The 20,164-nt window shown below is 63.7% G+C and carries 18 protein-coding genes, 1 tRNA gene and 1 pseudogene; 14 read left to right on the top strand and 6 right to left on the bottom strand.

Going from position 1 to position 20,164, the window contains the following annotated elements; translation table 11 throughout:
• Positions 1 to 16: 16 nt before the first annotated feature.
• Together PQQ96_RS29280 and dprA are read right to left on the bottom strand one after the other, a co-directional pair.
• The gene (locus PQQ96_RS29280; protein WP_097390883.1) at positions 17 to 394 is read right to left on the bottom strand and encodes a thioredoxin family protein; all 378 of its coding nucleotides are present in this window, start codon (positions 392 to 394) and stop codon (positions 17 to 19) included.
• A gap of 89 nt (positions 395 to 483) precedes the next feature.
• Positions 484 to 1,606: pseudogene (gene dprA / locus PQQ96_RS29275) on the bottom strand (DNA-processing protein DprA).
• 244 nt (positions 1,607 to 1,850) lie between these two features.
• On the opposite strand from dprA, the gene def reads away from it, so the two are divergent.
• From def to PQQ96_RS29205, 14 genes are all read left to right on the top strand, one after another.
• Positions 1,851 to 2,354 (top strand): peptide deformylase, encoded by a 504-nt coding sequence (def, locus tag PQQ96_RS29270; protein WP_408299082.1) that lies wholly within the window; start codon positions 1,851 to 1,853, stop codon positions 2,352 to 2,354.
• Positions 2,355 to 2,385: 31 nt separating this feature from the next.
• Positions 2,386 to 3,372, top strand: a complete 987-nt coding sequence (gene fmt, locus PQQ96_RS29265) for a methionyl-tRNA formyltransferase (protein WP_408299080.1) — start codon at positions 2,386 to 2,388, stop codon at positions 3,370 to 3,372.
• Between the two features lie 113 nt (positions 3,373 to 3,485).
• Positions 3,486 to 4,127, top strand: a complete 642-nt coding sequence (locus PQQ96_RS29260; protein WP_408299078.1) for a LysE family translocator — start codon at positions 3,486 to 3,488, stop codon at positions 4,125 to 4,127.
• Between the two features lie 103 nt (positions 4,128 to 4,230).
• Positions 4,231 to 5,088, top strand: a complete 858-nt coding sequence (htpX, locus tag PQQ96_RS29255) for a zinc metalloprotease HtpX (protein WP_408299076.1) — start codon at positions 4,231 to 4,233, stop codon at positions 5,086 to 5,088.
• A 226-nt stretch (positions 5,089 to 5,314) separates the two neighbouring features.
• A complete protein-coding gene (rsmB, locus tag PQQ96_RS29250) occupies positions 5,315 to 6,754 on the top strand; it encodes a 16S rRNA (cytosine(967)-C(5))-methyltransferase RsmB (RefSeq protein ID WP_408299074.1) in 1,440 nt (479 codons plus the stop codon).
• Positions 6,751 to 7,350 carry a DUF4390 domain-containing protein gene (locus PQQ96_RS29245; protein WP_408299072.1) on the top strand — a complete coding sequence of 200 codons (600 nt, stop codon included), beginning with the start codon at positions 6,751 to 6,753 and terminating at the stop codon, positions 7,348 to 7,350. The genes rsmB and PQQ96_RS29245 overlap by 4 nt, the downstream gene beginning before the upstream one ends.
• Positions 7,340 to 9,754 (top strand): sensor histidine kinase, encoded by a 2,415-nt coding sequence (locus PQQ96_RS29240; protein WP_408299070.1) that lies wholly within the window; start codon positions 7,340 to 7,342, stop codon positions 9,752 to 9,754. Before PQQ96_RS29245 ends, PQQ96_RS29240 begins: the two co-directional genes overlap by 11 nt.
• A complete protein-coding gene (gene esaR / locus PQQ96_RS29235) occupies positions 9,755 to 10,444 on the top strand; it encodes a response regulator transcription factor EsaR (RefSeq protein WP_074285750.1) in 690 nt (229 codons plus the stop codon).
• A gap of 96 nt (positions 10,445 to 10,540) precedes the next feature.
• A tRNA-Phe gene (locus tag PQQ96_RS29230) sits at positions 10,541 to 10,616 on the top strand.
• A gap of 415 nt (positions 10,617 to 11,031) precedes the next feature.
• Complete coding sequence (queC, locus tag PQQ96_RS29225) at positions 11,032 to 11,763, top strand: 7-cyano-7-deazaguanine synthase QueC (RefSeq protein WP_408299068.1); 732 nt, start codon at positions 11,032 to 11,034, stop codon at positions 11,761 to 11,763.
• A gap of 87 nt (positions 11,764 to 11,850) precedes the next feature.
• Entirely contained in the window at positions 11,851 to 12,483 is a 633-nt protein-coding gene (gene queE, locus PQQ96_RS29220; protein WP_054037112.1) for a 7-carboxy-7-deazaguanine synthase, read from the top strand.
• Positions 12,484 to 12,492: 9 nt separating this feature from the next.
• Positions 12,493 to 12,936 carry a 6-carboxytetrahydropterin synthase QueD gene (queD, locus tag PQQ96_RS29215; protein ID WP_093634683.1) on the top strand — a complete coding sequence of 148 codons (444 nt, stop codon included), beginning with the start codon at positions 12,493 to 12,495 and terminating at the stop codon, positions 12,934 to 12,936.
• A 215-nt stretch (positions 12,937 to 13,151) separates the two neighbouring features.
• Positions 13,152 to 13,934, top strand: a complete 783-nt coding sequence (locus PQQ96_RS29210) for an HpcH/HpaI aldolase family protein (protein WP_408299066.1) — start codon at positions 13,152 to 13,154, stop codon at positions 13,932 to 13,934.
• Positions 13,931 to 14,635 (top strand): tetratricopeptide repeat protein, encoded by a 705-nt coding sequence (locus PQQ96_RS29205; protein WP_408299064.1) that lies wholly within the window; start codon positions 13,931 to 13,933, stop codon positions 14,633 to 14,635. Before PQQ96_RS29210 ends, PQQ96_RS29205 begins: the two co-directional genes overlap by 4 nt.
• A gap of 163 nt (positions 14,636 to 14,798) precedes the next feature.
• Here PQQ96_RS29205 and rodA read toward each other — a convergent pair whose 3' ends face one another.
• The 4 genes from rodA to mreC form a co-directional block, all read right to left on the bottom strand.
• Complete coding sequence (gene rodA, locus PQQ96_RS29200) at positions 14,799 to 15,947, bottom strand: rod shape-determining protein RodA (protein ID WP_408299062.1); 1,149 nt, start codon at positions 15,945 to 15,947, stop codon at positions 14,799 to 14,801.
• A 10-nt stretch (positions 15,948 to 15,957) separates the two neighbouring features.
• Positions 15,958 to 18,273 (bottom strand): penicillin-binding protein 2, encoded by a 2,316-nt coding sequence (mrdA, locus tag PQQ96_RS29195; RefSeq protein ID WP_408299060.1) that lies wholly within the window; start codon positions 18,271 to 18,273, stop codon positions 15,958 to 15,960.
• 141 nt (positions 18,274 to 18,414) lie between these two features.
• Positions 18,415 to 18,927, bottom strand: a complete 513-nt coding sequence (gene mreD, locus PQQ96_RS29190; protein WP_063494468.1) for a rod shape-determining protein MreD — start codon at positions 18,925 to 18,927, stop codon at positions 18,415 to 18,417.
• Positions 18,924 to 20,015, bottom strand: coding sequence for a rod shape-determining protein MreC (gene mreC, locus PQQ96_RS29185; RefSeq protein ID WP_408299058.1), 1,092 nt, complete (start codon positions 20,013 to 20,015; stop codon positions 18,924 to 18,926). The genes mreD and mreC overlap by 4 nt, the downstream gene beginning before the upstream one ends.
• Between the last annotated feature and the right edge of the window lie 149 nt (positions 20,016 to 20,164).

Below are 20,164 nucleotides of genomic sequence, written 5' to 3'. Positions count from 1 at the left end.
CGGCGGGTGGCCACATTCATGCGACGGCCAGCGCGGGCCGCAGTTTGGGCGCGCCGCTGACGCCGGGCACAGCCGTCAGATCAGACAACATCCGTTCCACAATCGCCGCCTGTGGCAAAACCGTGCCAAAGAAACGTGTCGTTACCGAGTCTTCGATCAGGATGGTCGGGAAATTCTCGACATCCAGATCGTCGAAGCGGTCCGCATGGGTTTCGATGTCGATCCATGCGAAACAGATCTCCGGATGCTTGTCCGCCAGCCGGTCGAAGGCATCCCGATACTCACGGCAGGTCCCGCACCACTCCGCGCACAGGCAGGCAACGAACAGCGTGTCAGGTTCGTTGACGCGCTCGGCAATCCGGTCTTGGTCGGTGTCGAGGTTCAGCGCGGGCATGGTGGTTCCTTGCGTACTTTTATGAGGTGCTTTGGCGCGAATGTAGCATGGCCGATCCCGAATCGTGGTCAACCCTGGTCAAGGCGGGGTCAGCCGTGGGTCGCTCGCGTGAAGCGGCCGCCGGGCAGCGCGGTCACCTGGCCGGCGAGTTCGAGCTGCAGCAGCGTGGTTTGTAATGCCGCGTCTCCCATCTCGGTGCGGGTGGCAAGAATTTCAAGCGTGGCGGGGGCGTGGCCGAGTGCGTCGAGGAGTTGCAGCGCTTCGGCGCTCATGGCCGGCGGGGCAGTGGGTGAGGCGGCCGCAGTTGCCACGGGCTTGGCGAAGCCCAGTTCCTCCAGCACCTCATCGGGCGTTTCCACCAGCTTGGCGCCCTGCTTGATGATTCGATGACAACCGCGCGATAGCGGCGCGTGGATCGAACCGGGCAACGCAAAGATATCGCGCCCCATTTCATTGGCGAGCCGAGCCGTAATCAGCGAACCCGAGCGCATGGCGGCCTCGACGATCACAACGCCGCTGACGAGGCCCGCGATCAGGCGGTTAACGTTGCGGAAAATTGGCGGCGCGCGCCGGGGTGCCGAGCGGCCACTCCGAAAGGATCGCGCCTTGCGCCGCAATCTGCCGCGCCAGCGCGTGATGCGCGGCCGGATACACGATGTCCGCACCGGTGCCGATGACGGCCACCGTGCCGCCAACGCCCTCCAGTCCGCCGCGATGCGCGGCACCGTCGATACCTAGCGCCAAGCCCGACACGATCGTGACGGCGGCTTGCGAAAGCTCACGCGCGAAGCGCTCCGCGTCTTCAACACCTTGCGGTGTCGCGCTGCGGCTGCCCACCAGAGCGATCGCCCTCGTGTGCACCAGATCCAGCCGGCCCTTTATATATAGTAGCGGCGGCGGATCGGGCATAGTGAGCAGCGTGGGCGGGTAGGCAGGATCGTCGAGTGTCACCACGTGGTTGCCGGGCAGCTCGCGCCATGCAATTACCGCGTCGAGTTGCGTGTCGAAGTCTGGAATGGGCGGCGTCAGCACAGCGCGCGCCGCAGCCTCGCCGGCGATCTCGGTTAGCACCTCGTGCGATTGATTGAAAATCGCTTCCGGCAGTCCAAAAGCGCCCAGCAATAAACGCAGGGCAGCGGGTTTCAGCCCCGGCGCCAGCGAGAGCCGCAGCCAGGCGGCGAGTTCAATATCGGTTGCGGGCAAGGTACGTATTGACAGTCGATCCTCTTACAGGGCCAGCGGGCAGGCGGGCGCCATGCTAAAATTTTCATCATCCGAAATAACTGCAGCGCCGCGCCCACCCGCGCGGGCTCGTCGTTTAGCGCACGTGGCGCGTTGAATCGAACCGGTTCGACAGCCTCTATCCTCTGCGTAACGCGATGCGCCCACAACCTGGCCGAATGGCCAACGCTAGCCTTCCACCGGTCAGCGGCGCCGAAAAAACACACTCAAGATCATGGCTTTACTGAATATTCTTAATTACCCCGACAAGCGGCTGCACAAGATTGCGAAGCCGGTTGAAGTGGTCAACGACCGTATCCGCCGGCTCGTCGCCGACATGGCCGAAACGATGTACGCCGCGCCCGGCGTCGGCCTCGCCGCGACCCAGGTGGACGTGCATGAACGCGTGATCGTGATCGATGTGTCGGAAACACACGACGAACTGCTCGCGCTGATCAACCCGGAAATCATCTGGTCGAGCGAAGAGAAAGAGGTGTCGGAAGAGGGCTGCCTCTCGGTGCCGGGCATTTACGACAACGTCGAGCGCGCCGAGAAAGTGCGCGTGCGGGCGCTGGACGAGAAGGGCGAAACCTTCGAGCTGGATTGCGAAGGCTTGCTCGCGGTTTGTGTTCAGCATGAAATGGATCACCTGATGGGCCGCGTGTTCGTCGAGTACCTGTCGTCGCTGAAGCAGACGCGCATCAAGAGCAAGATGAAGAAGCTCGCCCACGCGATGTAATGCGCGTCCACCTCGCCTACCGCACCCCTTCATGAGTCATTCGTTGCGCGTCATCTTTGCCGGTACGCCGGAGTTCGCCGCGGCCGCGCTGGCCGCAATCCACAGCGCCGGGTTTCCGGTGCCGCTCGTGCTGACCCAGCCCGACCGGCCCGCAGGACGCGGGATGAAATTGCAGGCGAGTCCGGTGAAGCGCTACGCGCAGGAACATGGGCTCGCCGTGGCGCAGCCGCCTTCGCTGCGTCGCGCGGGCAAATATCCGGCCGAAGCCGTCGCCGCGATCGATCAGTTGCACGCTACGCCCCACGACGTGATGGTGGTGGCTGCCTATGGCCTGATCCTGCCGCAGGAAGTGCTCGATATCCCGCCGTTGGGCTGCATCAACATTCACGCGTCGTTGTTGCCGCGCTGGCGCGGCGCCGCGCCGATCCACCGCGCGATCGAGGCGGGAGATGCTGAAACCGGCATCACGCTGATGCAGATGGATGTCGGTCTCGACACCGGCGCAATGCTCTCCGAAGCACGCACGCCGATTTCGAACGACGACACCACGGCCATCCTCCACGATCGTCTCGCAGAAGATGGCGCGAGGCTGATCGTCGAAGCGCTGATCGAACTCGAGCGCAGCGGCAAGCTGGCGGCAACGCCGCAGCCCGCGGACGGCGTGACCTACGCGGAAAAGATCGGCAAGCATGAGGCCGCGCTCGACTGGCGTAAGCCGGCCGCGGTCCTTGCGCGCCAGGTGCGCGCGTTCGACCCATTCCCCGGCGGCGTGGGAACGCTGGAAGACGGCACGTCGATCAAGATCTGGGCAGCGGTTCCGGTCGAGGCTCAAGGCGACAAAGCGCCCGGCACGATCTCCGATGTCTCTCCCGAAGGCGTCGTGGTTGCTTGTGGCGAAGGCGCGCTGCGTCTCACGCAACTGCAGAAACCCGGCGGCAAGCGCTTGCCAGTGCGTGAGTTCCTGGCCGGCGCAACGCTGGCCGCGGGTCAGCGTTTCCAGCTTCCCGAAGCAAAATAACCGTTTTGCGCATACCTTGACCATCGTCCGTTTGGCCGATGGTCAAGCCCCCGCTCCAAAGCCCGCGGCGCGTTAGAATCCTCTATGCAACGGCCCGCGTTTCGAGGATCCCCATGTTTGGCATCACCCAATTCGAGTTTTTCGTCGTCGCAGTCTTTCTGCTGAACGTGACGCCCGGTCCCGATACGGCTTACATCATCGGGCGCAGCGTCGCTCAAGGGCGTGGCGCAGGTCTGATGTCGGCGCTCGGCATCTGCACCGGTTGCTGCGTTCATTCGCTCGCTTGTGCGTTCGGCTTGACGGCATTGCTGGCCGCTTCGGCCACTGCGTTCACGGTCATCAAGTTCGTCGGCGCTATTTATCTGATCTATCTTGGCGTGCGTCTGATTTTCGCCAAGCCGGCGGCAGACCAGGCCGCGGGCGAAGCGCGCGCGGCCGGTGCGCCGAAATCGCTGCGTCAGTTGTTCCTGCAAGGCTTCTGGACCAATGTGCTGAACCCCAAGGTCGTGCTGTTTTTCGTGTCGTTTTTTCCGCAATTCGTCACAACAGGCAGTGACCATAAGGTGCTGGCGTTCCTCACGCTCGGCGTGGTGTTCGTCGTGATGAGCCTGATCTGGAGCTGTTTTATCGCATGGATTGCCGGTAGTGTGACCCGCCGTTTCTCCGGCAAGCCGTTGGTGAAACGATGGCTGGATCGCGGCGTCGGCAGCGCATTCGTCGGCTTGGGCCTCAAGCTCGCCACCGCATCAAGATGATTGAATTTTCCTCACGCGCCCATATCTAACAAAAAGCTTACAATTAGCCGCCGCGATCATGCGGCGCAGATATGAACCCGCGTTAGGGCAAGGAGTTGCAGACATGTTCAATTGGGTCAAAACCGCGATGTTGATGGCCGCGATCACGGCCCTTTTCATCGTGATCGGCGGGATGATCGGCGGATCGCGCGGCATGATGATCGCGCTCGTGATCGCCCTGGGGATGAATTTCTTTTCGTACTGGTTCTCGGACAAGATGGTCCTGCGCATGTACAACGCGCAGGAAGTCGACGAAAACAGTGCGCCGCAGTTCTACCGCATGGTGCGCGAGCTCGCCACGCGCGCCAATCTGCCGATGCCGCGCGTCTATCTGATCGACGAAGACGCGCCGAACGCGTTCGCCACCGGCCGCAATCCGGAGCATGCGGCTGTCGCCGCCACCACCGGCATCTTGCGCGTGCTGTCCGAGCGCGAAATGCGCGGCGTGATGGCGCACGAACTGGCGCACGTGAAGCACCGCGACATCCTGATCTCCACGGTGTCGGCGACCATGGCCGGCGCTATTTCCGCGCTGGCGAACTTCGCGATGTTCTTCGGCAGCCGCGACGAGAACGGCCGCCCGACGAACCCGATCGCGGGCATCGCTGTTGCGTTGCTCGCGCCGATCGCCGGTGCGCTGATTCAGATGGCGATCTCGCGTGCGCGTGAATTCGAAGCGGACCGCGGCGGCGCGCAGATTTCCGGCGACCCGCAGGCGCTCGCCTCGGCGCTCGACAAGATCCATCGCTACGCGAGCGGGATTCCATTCCCCACAGCCGAGCAGCATCCGGCTACCGCGCAGATGATGATCATGAATCCGCTGGCCGGCGGCGGCATCGCGAATCTGTTCTCCACGCACCCGGCCACCGAGGAGCGCATCGCGCGTTTGATGGAGATGGCGCGTACGGGGCGCTTCGAATAACAGGCGTACTGACGGCGTGACGAAAGGCGAGTCTGCGGGCTCGCCTTTTTTGTTCACGCCCCACGCGTTTGCCCCGCGTTGCGGGTCCTTGCCCATTGCTCGTGCCCCGGCTGCAGGGACTACGGCCGTTGGCTCTCATCCGCCCTCGGCGGCCCGCGCCCCGCGCCACGCTACAATGTGTGCTGTTTGCGTCGCGCGTACCGCACGGCCTGCCTTTGCCTCTTTCATGACTCCAAAGCCTTCTTCGCGTTCTGCTTCCCCGTCGGCGCGTCCGCGCGAATCCCGTTTGTCGATGCTGCACCTCGCGCCCGAATCGCTCGGTTTCGTGCTCGACTGCGCGGGCCAGGCCGTGGGTGCCGTGCGCCTCGGCGCGGCTTTGCCAGCCGCGCTGCAATCCGTATTCGTCTCCGCGCCTGAGGGCAGTGTCGCCGCTGCGCGCGGCGCAGTGCAGGACATCGCGTACCGCACCATGCGGCGTCTGGCGACCGTCGAGTGGCTGATCGCGAAGCTGGTGAAGAAGGCGCCGCCGCCGCACGTCGGTCATGTGCTCGCCTGTGCGCTCGCCTTGCTCGTCGACGATGAAGCAAACGCCGCCTACGCGCCGTTCACGGTGGTCGATCAGGCGGTGAGCGCCATCGCCGCGCGTCGTGAATTCGCGTTCGCAAAAGGCCTCGTCAACGCCGTGCTGCGCAATTTCCTGCGCGAGCGCGAGACGCTGTTGAGCGCCGCGCAGGCCGACGAAGTCGCGCGCTGGAACTACCCGATGTGGTGGATCGATGCGGTCAAAGCCGCGTGGCCCGATGCATGGCAAGCGGTGCTCGCTGCCGGCAATACGCAAGGTCCGCTGACGTTGCGCGTGAACGCGCGCCGCTCGACGGTCGATGCCTATCTGCAAGTGCTGCACGACCATCACATCCCCGCGAGCAGAGCCGGCGAGTACGCCGTCAAGCTCGCCACGCCGATGCCGGTCGATCGCATCCCCGGCTTCAACGACGGCGTGGTGTCCGTGCAGGACGCCGGCGCGCAGCTCGCCGCGCAACTGCTCGGCGCGCGTGACGGCATGCGCGTGCTTGACGCGTGCGCGGCGCCTGGCGGTAAAACCGGCCATCTGCTCGAACTCGCCAACCTGCAGTTGGTGGCGCTCGAAAGCGATGCGTCGCGCGCGCGTCGCATCGGTGAAAACTTGCAGCGGCTCAAGCTCGACGCGGAAGTGCGGATCGGCGACGCGGGTGCACCCGCAAAATGGCACGACGACATCGACCAGCTGTTCGATCGCATTCTGGCCGACGTGCCGTGTTCGGCCTCGGGCATCGTACGGCGTCATCCCGATATTCGCTGGTTGCGCCGCGCGTCCGATATCCCCGCGCTGGTCGCCGAGCAGCGTCGCATTCTCGACGCGCTATGGCCGCTCGTGAAACCAGGCGGCGAGTTGCTCTACGTTACGTGTTCGATCTTTCCCGAAGAAGGCGAGTTGCAGGCAAAGTGGTTTGGAGACAAGTACCAGGATGCGGTACGATTGGACGCGCCGGGGCAACTTTTACCCTCAGTTGCCTGCGCGCCCGCCGACACATCGGCCGGGTCCCATGCCGGACACGTCGCTGAAGATAGCGCCGGCTCGAACTCAGACCACGACGGATTTTTCTACGCGCGCTTTCAGAAACGGTGACCATCAAACGCTTCTTCCCGCTTCGGCTCGCTGCCGTGCTCTGGATCGTGCTGGCCATATGGCTTGCCGCACCGGGCGCGGCGTATGCCGATACGATCGCGGTGCAGCGCGCCTCGCTGCAATCGGACAACACCGGCTGGAACCTTGACGCGCGTTTCGACTTCGATCTGAACAGCAATCTCGAAGACGCCGTCAACAAAGGTATTCCGCTGTACTTCACGACGGACTTCGAACTGAGCCGGCCGCGCTGGTACTGGTTCGACGAACAGCCGGTGAGCGTGTCGCAGAGCATCCGCCTGTCGTTCCAGCCGCTCACGCGTGAGTATCGTGTGTCGAGCGTGTCGTCCGGTGGGTTGCAGCTTGGCTTCACGACGCTGAAAGATGCGCTCGCGGTGATCAAGCACATCACGTCGTGGCATGTGATAGACCGCACGCAGGTGCATGTCGGGGAGACGTACAACGCGTCGGTGCGCATGCAACTCGACATCGCGCTGATGCCCAAGCCGTTCCAGATCGACGCGGTGAACAACCGCGACTGGAGCCTTTCGTCGGATTGGAAGCGCTTTACCTTCACGGTGACCGAACGTGCTAAATAGAGTGCGCCGAGCCACCAGCGTCAGCAGCATCGTCGTGCGCGTGCTGGTGACCACGGTCGCCGTGACGGCCGTGCTGCTGCTCGTGCTGCTTGCAGCGGCGAGCGCGAATACCGAATTTTTCGACCGCTATTACCAGTGGCTGTACGCGGCCAACCTTGTGGTCGCTATGATCTTTTTGCTGGTGGTGGCGACGCTCGTCATCATCATCATTGCGCGGCTTAAGAAAGGTAAGTTCGGCACGCGGCTGTTAGCGAAACTCGCGTTCTTCATGGCGTTGGTCGGCGTGGTGCCGGGCGGCATCATTTACGTCGTCTCGTACCAGTTCGTGTCGCGCAGTATCGAGTCGTGGTTCGACGTGAACGTTGAAACCGCGTTGACCTCGGGCCTGAATCTCGGCCGCGGCATGCTCGACGCGTCGCTGTCCGATCTGCAGACCAAGGGCCGCCTGATGTCCGAGCAGCTGGCGAGCGCGGATGCCGCCGGCACGACGCTCACGCTCCTGCGCTTGCGCGATCAGTTCGGCGTGCAGGACGCGACGATCGTCGAGCCCACGCGCAGCATGTCGGGCGCGACGCCGGACATGCACGTGGTCGCGCAGGCGTCTGGGAATTACGCGACGCTCGTGTCGAATGACTTGCCCACGCCGTTGATGATCGATCAGGCGCGTGGCCGCGGCTATGCGGCGATCGAAGGTGAAGTCGACGGCGATCCGAACGCGCATGGCGGCAAGGGCGCGCTGCGGCTGCGCGTCGTGCAGCGCATTCCCGATTCGAACGCGTCGCTGCTGCAGCCCACCGAACGTTTTCTGCAACTCACGCAGCCGGTGTCGCCTACGCTCGCGCGCAATGCCGATGCGGTGCAGCGCGCGTATCGCGAGTATCAGGAGAAGGCGCTGGGCCGCACCGGCTTGCGCAAGATGTACATCGGCACGCTGACGCTGGCGCTGTTCCTTGCCACGTTCATCGCGATGATGTTGGCGCTCGCGCTCGGCAATCAGTTGGCGCGGCCATTGTTCCTGCTCGCGCAGGGCACCAAGGAAGTGACCGAGGGCGACTACACGCCAAAACGCGAAATCAAGTCGCGCGACGAACTGGGCTTCCTCACGCAGTCGTTTAACGCGATGACGCGACAGTTGTCCGAAGCGCGCGCGGCAGTCGAGAACAACCGCATTGCGCTCGAGCATTCGAAGGCCTATCTGGAAAGTATTCTCGCGAACCTGACCGCCGGCGTGTTCGTATTCGACCGGCAGTTCCGCCTCACCACCGCGAACCGCGGCGCTGAGCGCATTTTCCGTCAGCAGTTCCAGGAAGTGCTGGGTTCGGCGCTTGAGCAGATCGGCGTGTTGAGCGAATTCGGCGGGATGGTGCGCAAGGCCTTTGCCGATCGCGAGGCCGCGAGCGGCGACGGTCACGACGATCGCGGCCACTGGCAGCAGCAGTTCTCGGTGCAAGTGCCGGGCGAAACCGAGCCGCTCACCTTGCTCGTGCGCGGCGCGCGTCTGGTGTCCGCCACCGACCGCGATGCGGAAGACATGCAGACTTCCGGCTACGTCGTCGTATTCGACGATATTTCGGACGTGATTTCCGCACAGCGTTCGATCGCCTGGGGTGAAGTGGCGCGGCGTCTCGCGCACGAGATCAAGAACCCGCTCACGCCGATTCAACTGTCCGCCGAGCGTTTGCAGATGAAGCTTGCCGACAAGCTGTCGCCGTCGGATGCCGACGTGCTGAAGCGCGGCGCGACTACCATCGTCAATCAGGTCGCGGCGATGAAGCAGATGGTCGACAATTTCCGCGACTATGCGCGTACGCCGCCGGCGGTGCTCGCGCATCTGCAACTGAACGAACTGGTCAGCGAGGTGCTGACGCTGTACGGTATCGAAGAAGGCAAGGGCGCGATTCAGGTGGAACTCGCGGACTTGCCGGCGATTCGCGGTGACGCGACGCAATTGCGTCAGGTGATTCACAACCTGCTGCAGAATGCGCAGGATGCCGTAGCCGACGTCGAACAGCCGCGTGTGTTGCTCGAGACGAGGACAGTAGAATACGGAGACCCCGACGCGGAAGGCAAAGTACGTGTCGCGGTGCGTCTGACCGTGTCGGATAACGGACCGGGCTTCCCCGCGCGTATCCTCACACGTGCATTCGAACCTTATGTGACGACCAAGGCCAAAGGTACAGGTCTCGGTCTCGCGATGGTCAAGAAGATCGTCGACGAACACGGTGCGCGCATCGACATTCGCAACCGCATGAAAGCGGGCGATGTGATCGAAGGCGCGCAGATTTCGATCCTCTTCCTTCAATTGGCAGACGATGCCGCGGCACCTGGAGCAGGGCTGCGGCCGGCGCATGGCAATGCGTCGCAGGGAACGACAAAAGCAACAGTGCAGACAAGGGCAGCGTAAATGGCAACCATCCTGGTGGTAGATGATGAAATGGGCATCCGGGAATTGCTCTCGGAGATCCTGAGCGACGAGGGGCATGTCGTGGAGGCCGCGGAAAACGCGCAGGAAGCGCGCGAATTCCGCTTGCGCCAGGCGCCGGACCTGGTGCTGCTCGACATCTGGATGCCCGATACCGACGGCGTGACCTTGCTGAAGGAGTGGGCGGCGCAAGGGCAGCTCACCATGCCGGTGATCATGATGTCCGGTCACGCAACCATCGATACGGCGGTCGAAGCGACCAAGATCGGCGCACTCAACTTCCTCGAGAAGCCGATTGCCTTGCAGAAGCTGTTGAAGGCCGTCGAGCAGGGCCTCGCCCGCGGCAATGCGGCAGGTGCGCCGGGCGGCGCGGTCGCCAAGCCGGCGTTGCCGGTCAGCGCTTCGGCTGTGGCATCGGCGGCTGCATTGCCGATGCTGTCGACGGATGGCATCGGCAGCGGCGCGTTGGCCGCGCAAACGGCGTCGATTTCGTTCGACATCCCGTTGCGCGATGCGCGCGACGCGTTCGAGCGCGCTTACTTCGAATATCACCTTGCGCGCGAGAACGGCAGCATGACGCGCGTTGCGGAAAAGACCGGCCTCGAGCGCACGCACTTGTATCGCAAGCTCAAGCAGCTCGGTGTCGATCTCGGCAAGAACAAAGGGGAGTGAACGGCCCCGCAATGCGTGCCGGTGCGGGCCCCGCAGATTTTTTCGAGAAGGGGCTTGCCGTGGTGCTGACCCTTTGATATCATTTCGTTCTTCGTTGGCCCGGTAGCTCAGTTGGTAGAGCAGCGGATTGAAAATCCGCGTGTCGATGGTTCGATTCCGTCCCAGGCCACCAGGATTCAGCCCCAGGAAATCGCAAGATTCCTGGGGCTTTTCCTTTTTGCCGTCTTCATTGATGGCAGGGCGTGCTCGGCGGCATTGGGCATCGCGTGATAAAATCGCGCCAGTTCAAGGACTTGCATGCGAGCGCGCGGTCGGCGTTCCACTGGCGCGTCATCGCTCCAAACACGTCTTTTCGTATCCTGAAGCTGGGCCTTTTGCGCACGATGCGGCAACACGGCAAGGCCGCAACAGGTGCCGAACCCTTCGCCCGACGATTAACGGTATAAGCGCCCAGCGACTCTGCATGCGGAAGGCGCGGCCTATACTGCTTTGGGCCGGCAGCAATGCTGGCACGCGTCGCGCCGCGTTGCTTGCATGGCGCACCTCGCGCAGCGCGACGTGACACTCATCATTCACGGAGTTTCACGGTGACCCGCAAAGACGCTAAACGTAGCGCTCTGGTGCTGTTTTCCGGCGGCCAGGATTCCGCCACGTGCCTCGCCTGGGCGCTCGAACGTTATGAAACGGTTGAGACGCTGGGCTTCGACTACGGCCAGCGGCACCGAGTCGAACTCGAATGCCGCGAAGGGTTTCGCAACGCAGTGACGCGGGCATTTCCGGCTTGGGCCGACCGCCTCGGCGAAGATCACATGATCGATCTCGCCGTGCTCGGCTCGATCAGCGATACCGCGATGACACGCGAAATCGAGATTCATGCCACGGCGAACGGTTTGCCGAATACGTTTGTACCGGGCCGCAATCTGATGTTCATGACGATCGCTGCGGCCATCGCCTATCGGCGCGGATTGCAGGTGTTGGTCGGCGGGATGTGCGAGACGGACTTTTCGGGCTACCCCGATTGCCGCGACGACACGATGAAGGCATTGCAGGTCGCGTTGAACCTCGGTATGGACACGCGCTTCCTGCTCGAAACGCCGCTTATGTGGCTCGACAAGGCCGACACATGGCGTCTCGCGCACGAGCTGGGCGGTGACGAACTGGTCGAACTGGTGCGCGTCGAAACGCACACCTGCTATGTTGGCGAGCGTGCCGAACTGCATTCATGGGGTTTCGGCTGCGGCGAATGCCCGGCGTGCCGTTTGCGCAAGCGGGGTTATGAAGCGTATCTGGCTGGCGAGAAGGTGACCGAGCCGGTTTGACGGTCTCACGATAGTTTTACGCTGGCGCTCCGTGCGAACGGGCGCAGCGCAGGCAATATTTTTCAGGAACTCAAGGCAGAAAGCAGCATGACTTACGCGGTCAAGGAAATCTTCTACACATTGCAGGGCGAGGGCGCGAATGCCGGGCGTCCGGCCGTGTTCTGCCGGTTCGCCGGCTGCAATCTGTGGTCGGGCCGCGAAGAAGATCGTGCGGATGCCGTATGCCGTTTCTGCGATACGGATTTCGTCGGGACTGACGGCGAGAACGGCGGCAAGTACCGCACGGCGGAAGAACTGGTGCAGATGATCGCGTCGCAATGGCCGGAAGGCGAGGGCGAGCGCTTCGTGGTGTGCACGGGCGGTGAACCGATGCTGCAGATCGACCAGCCGTTTGTCGACGCGCTGCATGCTGCCGGTTTCGAAATCGCTATCGAAACCAACGGCTCGCTGCCGGTGCTCGAGACGATCGACTGGATCTGCGTCAGCCCGAAGGCCGACGCGCCGCTCGTCGTCACCAAGGGCAACGAACTGAAGGTCGTGATTCCGCAGGACAACCAGCGTTTGTCCGAGTATGCGAAGCTCGACTTCGAGTATTTCCTCGTCCAGCCGATGGACGGCCCGTCGCGCGACCTCAACACGAAGCTCGCGATCGACTGGTGCAAACGCCATCCGCAATGGCGCCTGTCGATGCAGACCCACAAGTATCTGAACATTCCCTGATTTGCCGTGCTGACGATTACACGAAAACTCGAATTCGACGCGGGCCACCGCATCCCCGATCACCGCAGCCAGTGCCGTAATCTGCACGGCCATCGCTATGTGCTCGAAATCACGCTGCAAGGCGACCTGGTCGACACGGAAGGCGCGCCGGATCGCGGCATGGTGATGGACTTTGCCGACGTGAAGTCGCTCGCGGTCGAGCATCTGGTCGACAAGTGGGACCATGCGTTCCTCGTCTACGAAGGCGATACGCAGGTGCGCGGCTTTCTGGAAACCATGGCCGGGCACAAGACGGTCGTGCTCGATCGTATCCCGACGGTTGAAAATCTCGCCGCCGTTGCGTTCGACATCCTCGCGAACGTCTACGACGCGCATTACGGCGTGAATCTGCGTTTGCACAAGGTGCGTCTGTTCGAGACGCCGAACTGCTGGGCCGACGTAGTCCGCGACTAAACCCCGGGCCGCACGACTCGATCCCGCGGCCCAACCCCCGCGTTATTGTCACGGTATGATCGCTCCGATAACCACACGGAGCGAGACATGCCGGTCACCGCATTGCGTTGCAGCAGGCATCCAGGCCGCCACGGCCCTGGCGGTGGGTTGTTCTGCCACGCCAGTGTGCTCAACCGTGTTTCACGCGATGTATCCCATCGCCAGGGAGCGCGGCCATGAGCACCTTCACGAATCCCCTCAAACAACGTCTGAAAGAAGCCGATCCGCTGTTTGGCCTATGGCTTTCGCTCGGCAGCGATGCTGCAGCCGAGGCGCTCGCGCATGCCGGTTTCGACTGGCTGCTGATCGACATGGAGCATGCGCCGAACGATAGCGGCGACGTCACGTCGCAATTGCGCGCGATTGCCGCCGCGCATTTGCCGAGCGAGCCAGTTGTGCGCGTGCCTGCCAGCGAGCCTTGGCTCATCAAGCGCGTGCTGGACGCCGGTGCCCGCACGCTGATGTTCCCGAATATCGAAACGGCGGAAGAGGCGGCACATGCCGTGCGTCTGACGCAGTATCCGACCGCCGAAGCGCTCGACGGCCGGCGCGGTGTCGCCGGCGCGGTGCGGGCGGCTGCGTACGGCATGCGGCGCGACTACGTGCAGACCGCCAACGCGCAGATCGCGACTATCGTGCAGATCGAGTCGGCGCGCGGCTTGCAGGAGGTGGAGAAGATCGCGGCGACGCCGGGCGTCGATTGCCTGTTCGTCGGACCGGCCGACTTGGCCGCGAGCCTCGGTCACCTCGGCGATTCGAAGCATGCCGACGTGCAGGCGGCGATGGCGCGGATTGTCAGCGCCGCCGACAAGGCCGGTATCGCCACCGGAATTTTTGCTATGGATGCCGCGAGCGCAAAGCAGTCTCGCGATGCCGGTTTTCGTTTTATCGCCCTGGCCGCCGACGTCATGTGGATGTTGCGCGCGACCCGCCAGGCGTTGCAGGAGGTGAGGACATGAAGGGGATGGTGCAGTGCGTCGCGGTGCGTGTGGCGGTAGCAGCGGCGTTGATGGCGAATGTGACGGCGTATGCGCAGGACAGTCGCGTCGCGAAGTCGAACGATCCGGAGACGCAAACCGCAGTCGCCGATTACAACGCCGGCAATCTGGGCGCGGCGCTTGCCGAGTTCCATAAAGCGGCCGAGCGCGGCAGCCGGCTTGCCGAGTTCAACTACGCGATGATGCTGCTCAACGGTGAGGGCACCCCAGCCAATGTCGACGAAGGCAAGAAGTGGCTGCGCAAAGCCGCCGACGCCAACATGTCGCACGCGCAGTACGTGTACGGCAAGATGTACGACGATGGCGAGTTCGTGGGACGTGATCCGGTCGAGGCGCATCGGTGGTTCCTGAGGGCCGCGCAGCAGGGGCACGTGCAGGCGGAACTCGCGCTGGCCAACCAGTTCCTCGATGGCCGCGGCACGGCGCGTGATAACAAGCAGGCTTTCGTCTGGTACAAGAAGGCGGCGCAAGGCGGCGACATGACGGCGCAGTACGTGACCGGCTCGTTCTACGAGCGCGGTGGCGACGGCGTGGACAAGAACCTGAACGTGGCGCGCGCGTACTACGCGGCAGCGGCGGTACAGGGCGATCCGGCGGCGAAACTCAAGTATCAGCAACTGAGCGCGCAATTGCGGGACCAGAAGGAAGTGAAGCCGCAGTAAATGACACCGCAGTCAATGAAAAAGGGGCGCTCCTGACGGTGCACCCCTTTTGTTCACCCGGCCTGCTTTCTGCGGCCTGCTTTGACCTAGCGTTATTCGGCTTCGCGTCCGTCGGCTCCCCTGCTTTCGGCTCCGCGGTCTGGGCCCTGAGCCCTGCGCCGCGCTAACTCTGCATCAATCGCTTCTGCCGCGCGACGTTCATGATGAGGCCGATCGCAACCCCCAACGTCGTCAGTGCGGTGCCGCCGTAACTCATGAATGGCAGCGGCACGCCCACCACCGGCAAGATCCCGCTCACCATGCCGATATTGACGAACGCGTAGGTGAAGAACGCCATCGTCAGCGATCCGGCCAGCAGCCGCCCAAACAGCGTCGCGCCATTCGCCGCGATAAACAGCCCGCGCGCGATCAGCAGCATATAAAGCGTGAGCAGCACGATCCCGCCCGCCAGCCCGAACTCCTCGGAAAAGACCGCGAAGATGAAGTCGGTGTGCTTCTCAGGGATGAACTCCAGATGGGCCTGGGTACCCTTGAGCCAGCCCTTGCCGAGCGGGCCGCCCGAGCCGATTGCAATCACGGCCTGAATCGTGTGGAAACCCTTGCCGAGCGGATCTGACGTCGGATCGAGCAGCGTACAGATACGGTGCTTCTGATAATCGTGCATCAGCGGCCACTGCACTTCCGGCTGACAGATCTTGTCCTGGAACACCGCGATCGAAGCGACCGCGATTACACCCGCAATCAGCACCGGCACGATCAGCTTGAAACTGAGCCCCGCGAAATAAATCACGAAGAAGCCGGCCGCGAATACCAGCACCGCGGTGCCAAGGTCAGGCTGCTTGGCGATCAACCCGACCGGAACAATCAGAATCAGAAAGCCGACCAGAAAGTCGTACCAGCGCATGACGCCTTCGCGGCGCTGGTAGTACCAGGCGAGCATCAGCGGTGTGGCGATCTTCAGAATCTCGGACGGCTGGATCACCACGCCGACATTGATCCAGCGCTTCGCCCCCTTACGCGTGAGGCCGAACATCGCCACGGCAACCAGTAACGCGATCCCGAATGTATAGAGCGGGACCGCGAAGCGCATCAGCGTGGTGGATGGCACATTGGCCAGTGCCCACATCAGCACGAACGTCAGCATGATGTTGCGCAACTGGTCTTCCACCCGGCCGGGCATGTCCAGCGTCGCGCTGTATAGCGTGACGATGCCGACGCACAGCAGCAGAAACACGATCAGGGCGAGCGGCCGGTCGAAGCCCAGGAACATCCGCTTGATGCGGTCGAGCCAGGCGCGCTTGTCGAATTGCATGCCTTTCTCCTTAGTCGTCGATGCCGCCGGAAACCGGCTGGCGTGGCGACGTAGGCTGAATGCTGTCATCCCGCGACGGAGCGGCGGCGGTCGGTGCCGGCTCGCTGCTCGGGCGGGGTTTGTGCGGGACGCCGGATTTACGCGGCGCCGGGTTCTTTGCGGTGGCCGACGCGGATGCGGCGACGGCCGCCGACGCGCCGGAAGCGGAAGCAGCAGTTGCAGCCGTAGGTGCCGATGCAGCGGCCGCAGCGGATGCAGCCGCAGCAGCCGCCTCTGCCGCCGAAGCCGCGCCCGGCATCGGCAGTGCCGTGAAGCCCGCCGCGACCTTGACCGGCTGCGCCGTGTCTTGTGGCGCCGGTGCGCCACCCACTTCAGGCGCGGACGCATCCTGGGTCGCCGAGGCCGCTGCCGCGACAGCCGCTGCTTCAGCGCCGGGCTTGTTCTTCCCGACCAGGTAGTAGTCGAGCACACGCCGCGCGATCGGGCCGGCCGCTTCCGCGCCCCAGCCGCCGTTTTCGACGATCAGTGCAACCGCGATCTTGGGCTGTTCGGCAGGCGCGAACGCGATGAACAGTGCGTGGTCGCGCAGATGTTCGGCGATCGCGTGGCCTTTGTAGTTCGCGCCTTGCAACGAATACACCTGGGCCGTGCCGGTCTTGGCGGCCGCTTGATACTGTGCCCCAATGAACACCTTCGACGCCGTACCATTGGTCACGACGCCTTCCATCGCGCGCTTGATGATGTCGATGTCCGATTGCTTCACGGCGATCCTGTCGCTCGGATCGCGCACGACCGGACGCGTCTCTTTCGTGATCGGGTTTTCGATGTCGCGCACGAGGTGCGGCTTCATCACGATACCGTTGTTGGCGAGCGTGGCGGTGGCGTGGGCGAGTTGAAGAATGGTGAACGAGTTGTAGCCCTGGCCGATGCCCAGACTGATCGTTTCGCCTTCATACCAGCGCTGCTGCTCGGGCTTGCGGTACGCCTTACGCTTCCAGTCCGTCGACGGCAGGATGCCGCGCGCCTCGCCTGAAATGTCGATGCCGGTGATCTGGCCGAAGCCCCACGGCTTCATGAAACCGGCGATCGCGTTGACGCCGAGATCGTGCGCGAGCATGTAGAAATACGTGTCGTTCGAGACTACGATCGCGCGGTTCATGTCGATCCAGCCCTGGCCGGAGCGCACGTCGTTGCGGAAGGTGTGGCCGCCGAAGGTGTACGAGCCCGGATCCTGGAAGCCCCAGCCCGGCGTGCGCTTATGCAGCGTCAGCGCGGCGAGCGCCATGAACGGCTTATAGGTCGAGCCCGGCGGATAGGTGCCGTGCAGCGGACGATTCAGGAGCGGATGGTCGGGCGAGTTGTTGAGCTCGTCCCAGGTCTGCTGATCGATGCCGTCGACAAACGAATTCGGATCGAAGCTCGGCGCCGACACGAACGCGAGCACGTCGCCGGTTGCCGGTTCGATCGCGACCAGTGCGCCGCGGCGGCCCGCGAAGGCCTGCTCGGCGACCTGCTGCAGGCCGATGTCGATCGACAGTTCGAGGTTATTGCCAGGCGTTGCCTGGGTGCGCGACAGCGTGCGCACGGGCCGGCCGCCCGCAGTCACTTCGACTTCCTCAAAACCGGTCTGGCCGTGCAGTTCCGTCTCGTAGCTCTGCTCGACGCCGATCTTGCCGATGTAGTCGGTGCCCTTGTAGTTGTTGGCGTCGAGGCGCGGATCGTAGTGGTCCGGATCGCTGTCGTTCTGATCGCTGGCGTCGTCGATGCGGTCCTGATCGCGCTGCGAAATCCGGCCGATATAGCCGATCACGTGCGCTGCGGTCGGTCCGAGCGGGTACTGGCGGAACAGGCGCGCGCGCACCTCCACGCCCGGGAAGCGGAAGCGTTGTGCGGTGAAGCGCGCGACTTCGTCGTCGGTGAGGCGGGTGCGGATCGGCAGGCTCTCGAAGTTTTTCGAGTCTTCCTGCAGCTTCTTGAAGCGGCGCCGGTCGCGTGCGTCGATCGAAATCACGGTCGACAGATTGTCGATCACGTTTTCGAGCGTGTCGTTCAGCTTCGACGGCGTGATTTCGAGCGTGTATGCCGAGTAGTTCTTGGCCAGCACCACGCCGTTACGGTCGGTGATGATGCCGCGGTTCGGCACGATCGGTGCGACCGAGATGCGGTTTTCATCGGCTTGCAGCGAGTACTTGCTGTAGTGCCAGACCTGCAGGACCAGGAAGCGGAAGCCGATCAGCCCGAAGCAGACGAACACGAACACGCCCGCCGCCGCGACGCGCAGGCGGAACTTCGAGAGCTGTTGCTGAGTGTCCTTGAATTCGGTCATGCGATTCTGCAAAAGGCCGCGTGACGGCCATCATGAGTGTGCGCCCAAACCGGCCGGAGCCGGGAGGCATGAACAGCGATGCGCATCGAGCGGGCCAAGTGGCTGGGTTCCATCGGAACGGCCGGCGGGCTCGAAGCGTGTTTAAATCGGCCGCGTGTCGTCCGGATCAGCCGGGCGGCGCTGTGGCATCAGCAGCAGCACGCTGGCGACTGGCCACAGGGCGGCTTCGACGAAGCCGTCGATCAGGTAACCCCAGCCCGGAAACGCCGCGCCCGTCAGCAAACGGATCACGAACGGCACCAGTTGCGCGACGACCAGCAGTGGCATGACAGCAAAAGTCTGCACACCTAGCGACATCCACAGCACCCGGCGATGGATCGTAATCGCGCCATACGACAACAACGTATACGCCAGCGCGTGCTCACCGAGCAGGCTGGCGTTGTGCACGTCCATCAGCAAACCAAGGAAGAACGCGATGCCCATGCCGACCTTGCGCGGCTGGTGTACGTTCCAGAACAGCAGCACGAGCGCCACGAAGTCCGGCACGCCGGCAAGGCGCCCCCACGGCATCAGGTTCAGCAGGAACGCCGCGGCGAGACTAAACGCGATGAAGTAGGGATTGACCGGCTGCAGGATGTATTGCGGACGGTTCATGGCTGGGCCCCCGGCGTGGCTTGCGGTTTCGCGCCCTTGTCAGCGGCCGGTTTCTTCTCGGCGGTGGTCTTCTTCTCCGCCGCGGCGGCCTTGGCCGGCGCTTTCTCGACGGGCTTGGCGGCGGGCTTTTCAGCAGGCTTCGCGGGGGATTTATCCGGCGCAGGCTTGCTGTCCGTGGGTTTGCCGCCCTTCTTCGCTTTCGCGTCCTTGGCGGTCGTGGCCGCGTCGGGCTCTTCCGCCGGACGCGGCGGCACATTGTTCAGATAGTGCAGCACCAGTAGCTGACGCGCGCCACGCACGGGAGCCACCGGCAAGCAGATCACGCGCGCGAACGCCGTATCGGCCTGTTTGTCGACCCGCACGACCTTGGCGACCGGCAGCCCCGGCGGATACACGCCGTCGAGTCCGCTGGTGACGAGTTCGTCGCCGGTTTGCACGTCGGCGCTGATCGGCACGAAGCGCAGATCGAGCGTGTCGCCCTTCGGCGTGCCGTAAATCACACTGCGCAAGCCGGTGCGCACGATCTGCACGGGCACCGCCTGGTCCTTGTCGGTGAGCAGCGTCACTTCGGCTTGCAGCGGAAATACGCGCGTGACCTGACCGATCACGCCATCTTCATTGACGACCGGCGAGCCGTCCTGGACGCCCTGCTGCGCGCCCCGGCCGATCACGACCTTTTGCGTGAATGGATCGCGCGTGTCGTACTGGATTTCAGCAGGAAGCGATTGCGTGGTCGAGCGCTGCGAGAGTTGCAGCAGCGCGCGCAAATGGGCGTTTTCGGCGGCCAGTTCGGCGGCCGTATTGGCTTGCTGCGAGAGCTGAAGATCTTTGGTGCGCAGCTTGTCGTTCTCCTGGCGCAACGTAGCGCTGGTCACGGCCAGGTCGGCAGCGCCCATGAAGATGTCGCGCGGCACGAGGGCGGCGCGTTGCAACGGATAAAGACCCGCGCCGAGCACGCCGCGAACGATTTCGAGCGTTTTGAAGCGTGCATCGGAGATCAGCAGGGCGAGCGCCAGCACGACGAAAAACATCAGCCGTGCGAGGGCGGACGGGCCTTGCTTGAACAGGGGCGGCGGACTGTATTCCATGGTCGGCGCCGGGGGCGTGAGCGGTTGGGTGAGACGGCGGCGCGCGAGAGACGCGCGTTCAGCGCGCGGAGGCTGGCAGGCCCAGCCAACGGCAAACCGGCCCGCAAGGGGCCGATTGCCTGATCCGCGCTACTGACATGGAGACGGGC

Origin of the sequence: Paraburkholderia sediminicola (assembly GCF_046027825.1) — a bacterium.
GTDB lineage: Bacteria > Pseudomonadota > Gammaproteobacteria > Burkholderiales > Burkholderiaceae > Paraburkholderia > Paraburkholderia sediminicola_D.
Note: the sequence above shows the minus strand (reverse complement) of the source record. Positions and strands in the feature narration are given on the sequence as shown.

Coding starts and splice junctions, on each gene's coding strand:
- PQQ96_RS29280 (WP_097390883.1), bottom strand. CDS start 394: ATGCCCGCGCTGAACCTCGACACCGACCAAGACCGGATTGCCGAGCGC.
- def (WP_408299082.1), top strand. CDS start 1,851: ATGGCTTTACTGAATATTCTTAATTACCCCGACAAGCGGCTGCACAAG.
- fmt (WP_408299080.1), top strand. CDS start 2,386: ATGAGTCATTCGTTGCGCGTCATCTTTGCCGGTACGCCGGAGTTCGCC.
- PQQ96_RS29260 (WP_408299078.1), top strand. CDS start 3,486: ATGTTTGGCATCACCCAATTCGAGTTTTTCGTCGTCGCAGTCTTTCTG.
- htpX (WP_408299076.1), top strand. CDS start 4,231: ATGTTCAATTGGGTCAAAACCGCGATGTTGATGGCCGCGATCACGGCC.
- rsmB (WP_408299074.1), top strand. CDS start 5,315: ATGACTCCAAAGCCTTCTTCGCGTTCTGCTTCCCCGTCGGCGCGTCCG.
- esaR (WP_074285750.1), top strand. CDS start 9,755: ATGGCAACCATCCTGGTGGTAGATGATGAAATGGGCATCCGGGAATTG.
- queE (WP_054037112.1), top strand. CDS start 11,851: ATGACTTACGCGGTCAAGGAAATCTTCTACACATTGCAGGGCGAGGGC.
- PQQ96_RS29210 (WP_408299066.1), top strand. CDS start 13,152: ATGAGCACCTTCACGAATCCCCTCAAACAACGTCTGAAAGAAGCCGAT.
- PQQ96_RS29205 (WP_408299064.1), top strand. CDS start 13,931: ATGAAGGGGATGGTGCAGTGCGTCGCGGTGCGTGTGGCGGTAGCAGCG.
- rodA (WP_408299062.1), bottom strand. CDS start 15,947: ATGCAATTCGACAAGCGCGCCTGGCTCGACCGCATCAAGCGGATGTTC.
- mrdA (WP_408299060.1), bottom strand. CDS start 18,273: ATGACCGAATTCAAGGACACTCAGCAACAGCTCTCGAAGTTCCGCCTG.
- mreD (WP_063494468.1), bottom strand. CDS start 18,927: ATGAACCGTCCGCAATACATCCTGCAGCCGGTCAATCCCTACTTCATC.
- mreC (WP_408299058.1), bottom strand. CDS start 20,015: ATGGAATACAGTCCGCCGCCCCTGTTCAAGCAAGGCCCGTCCGCCCTC.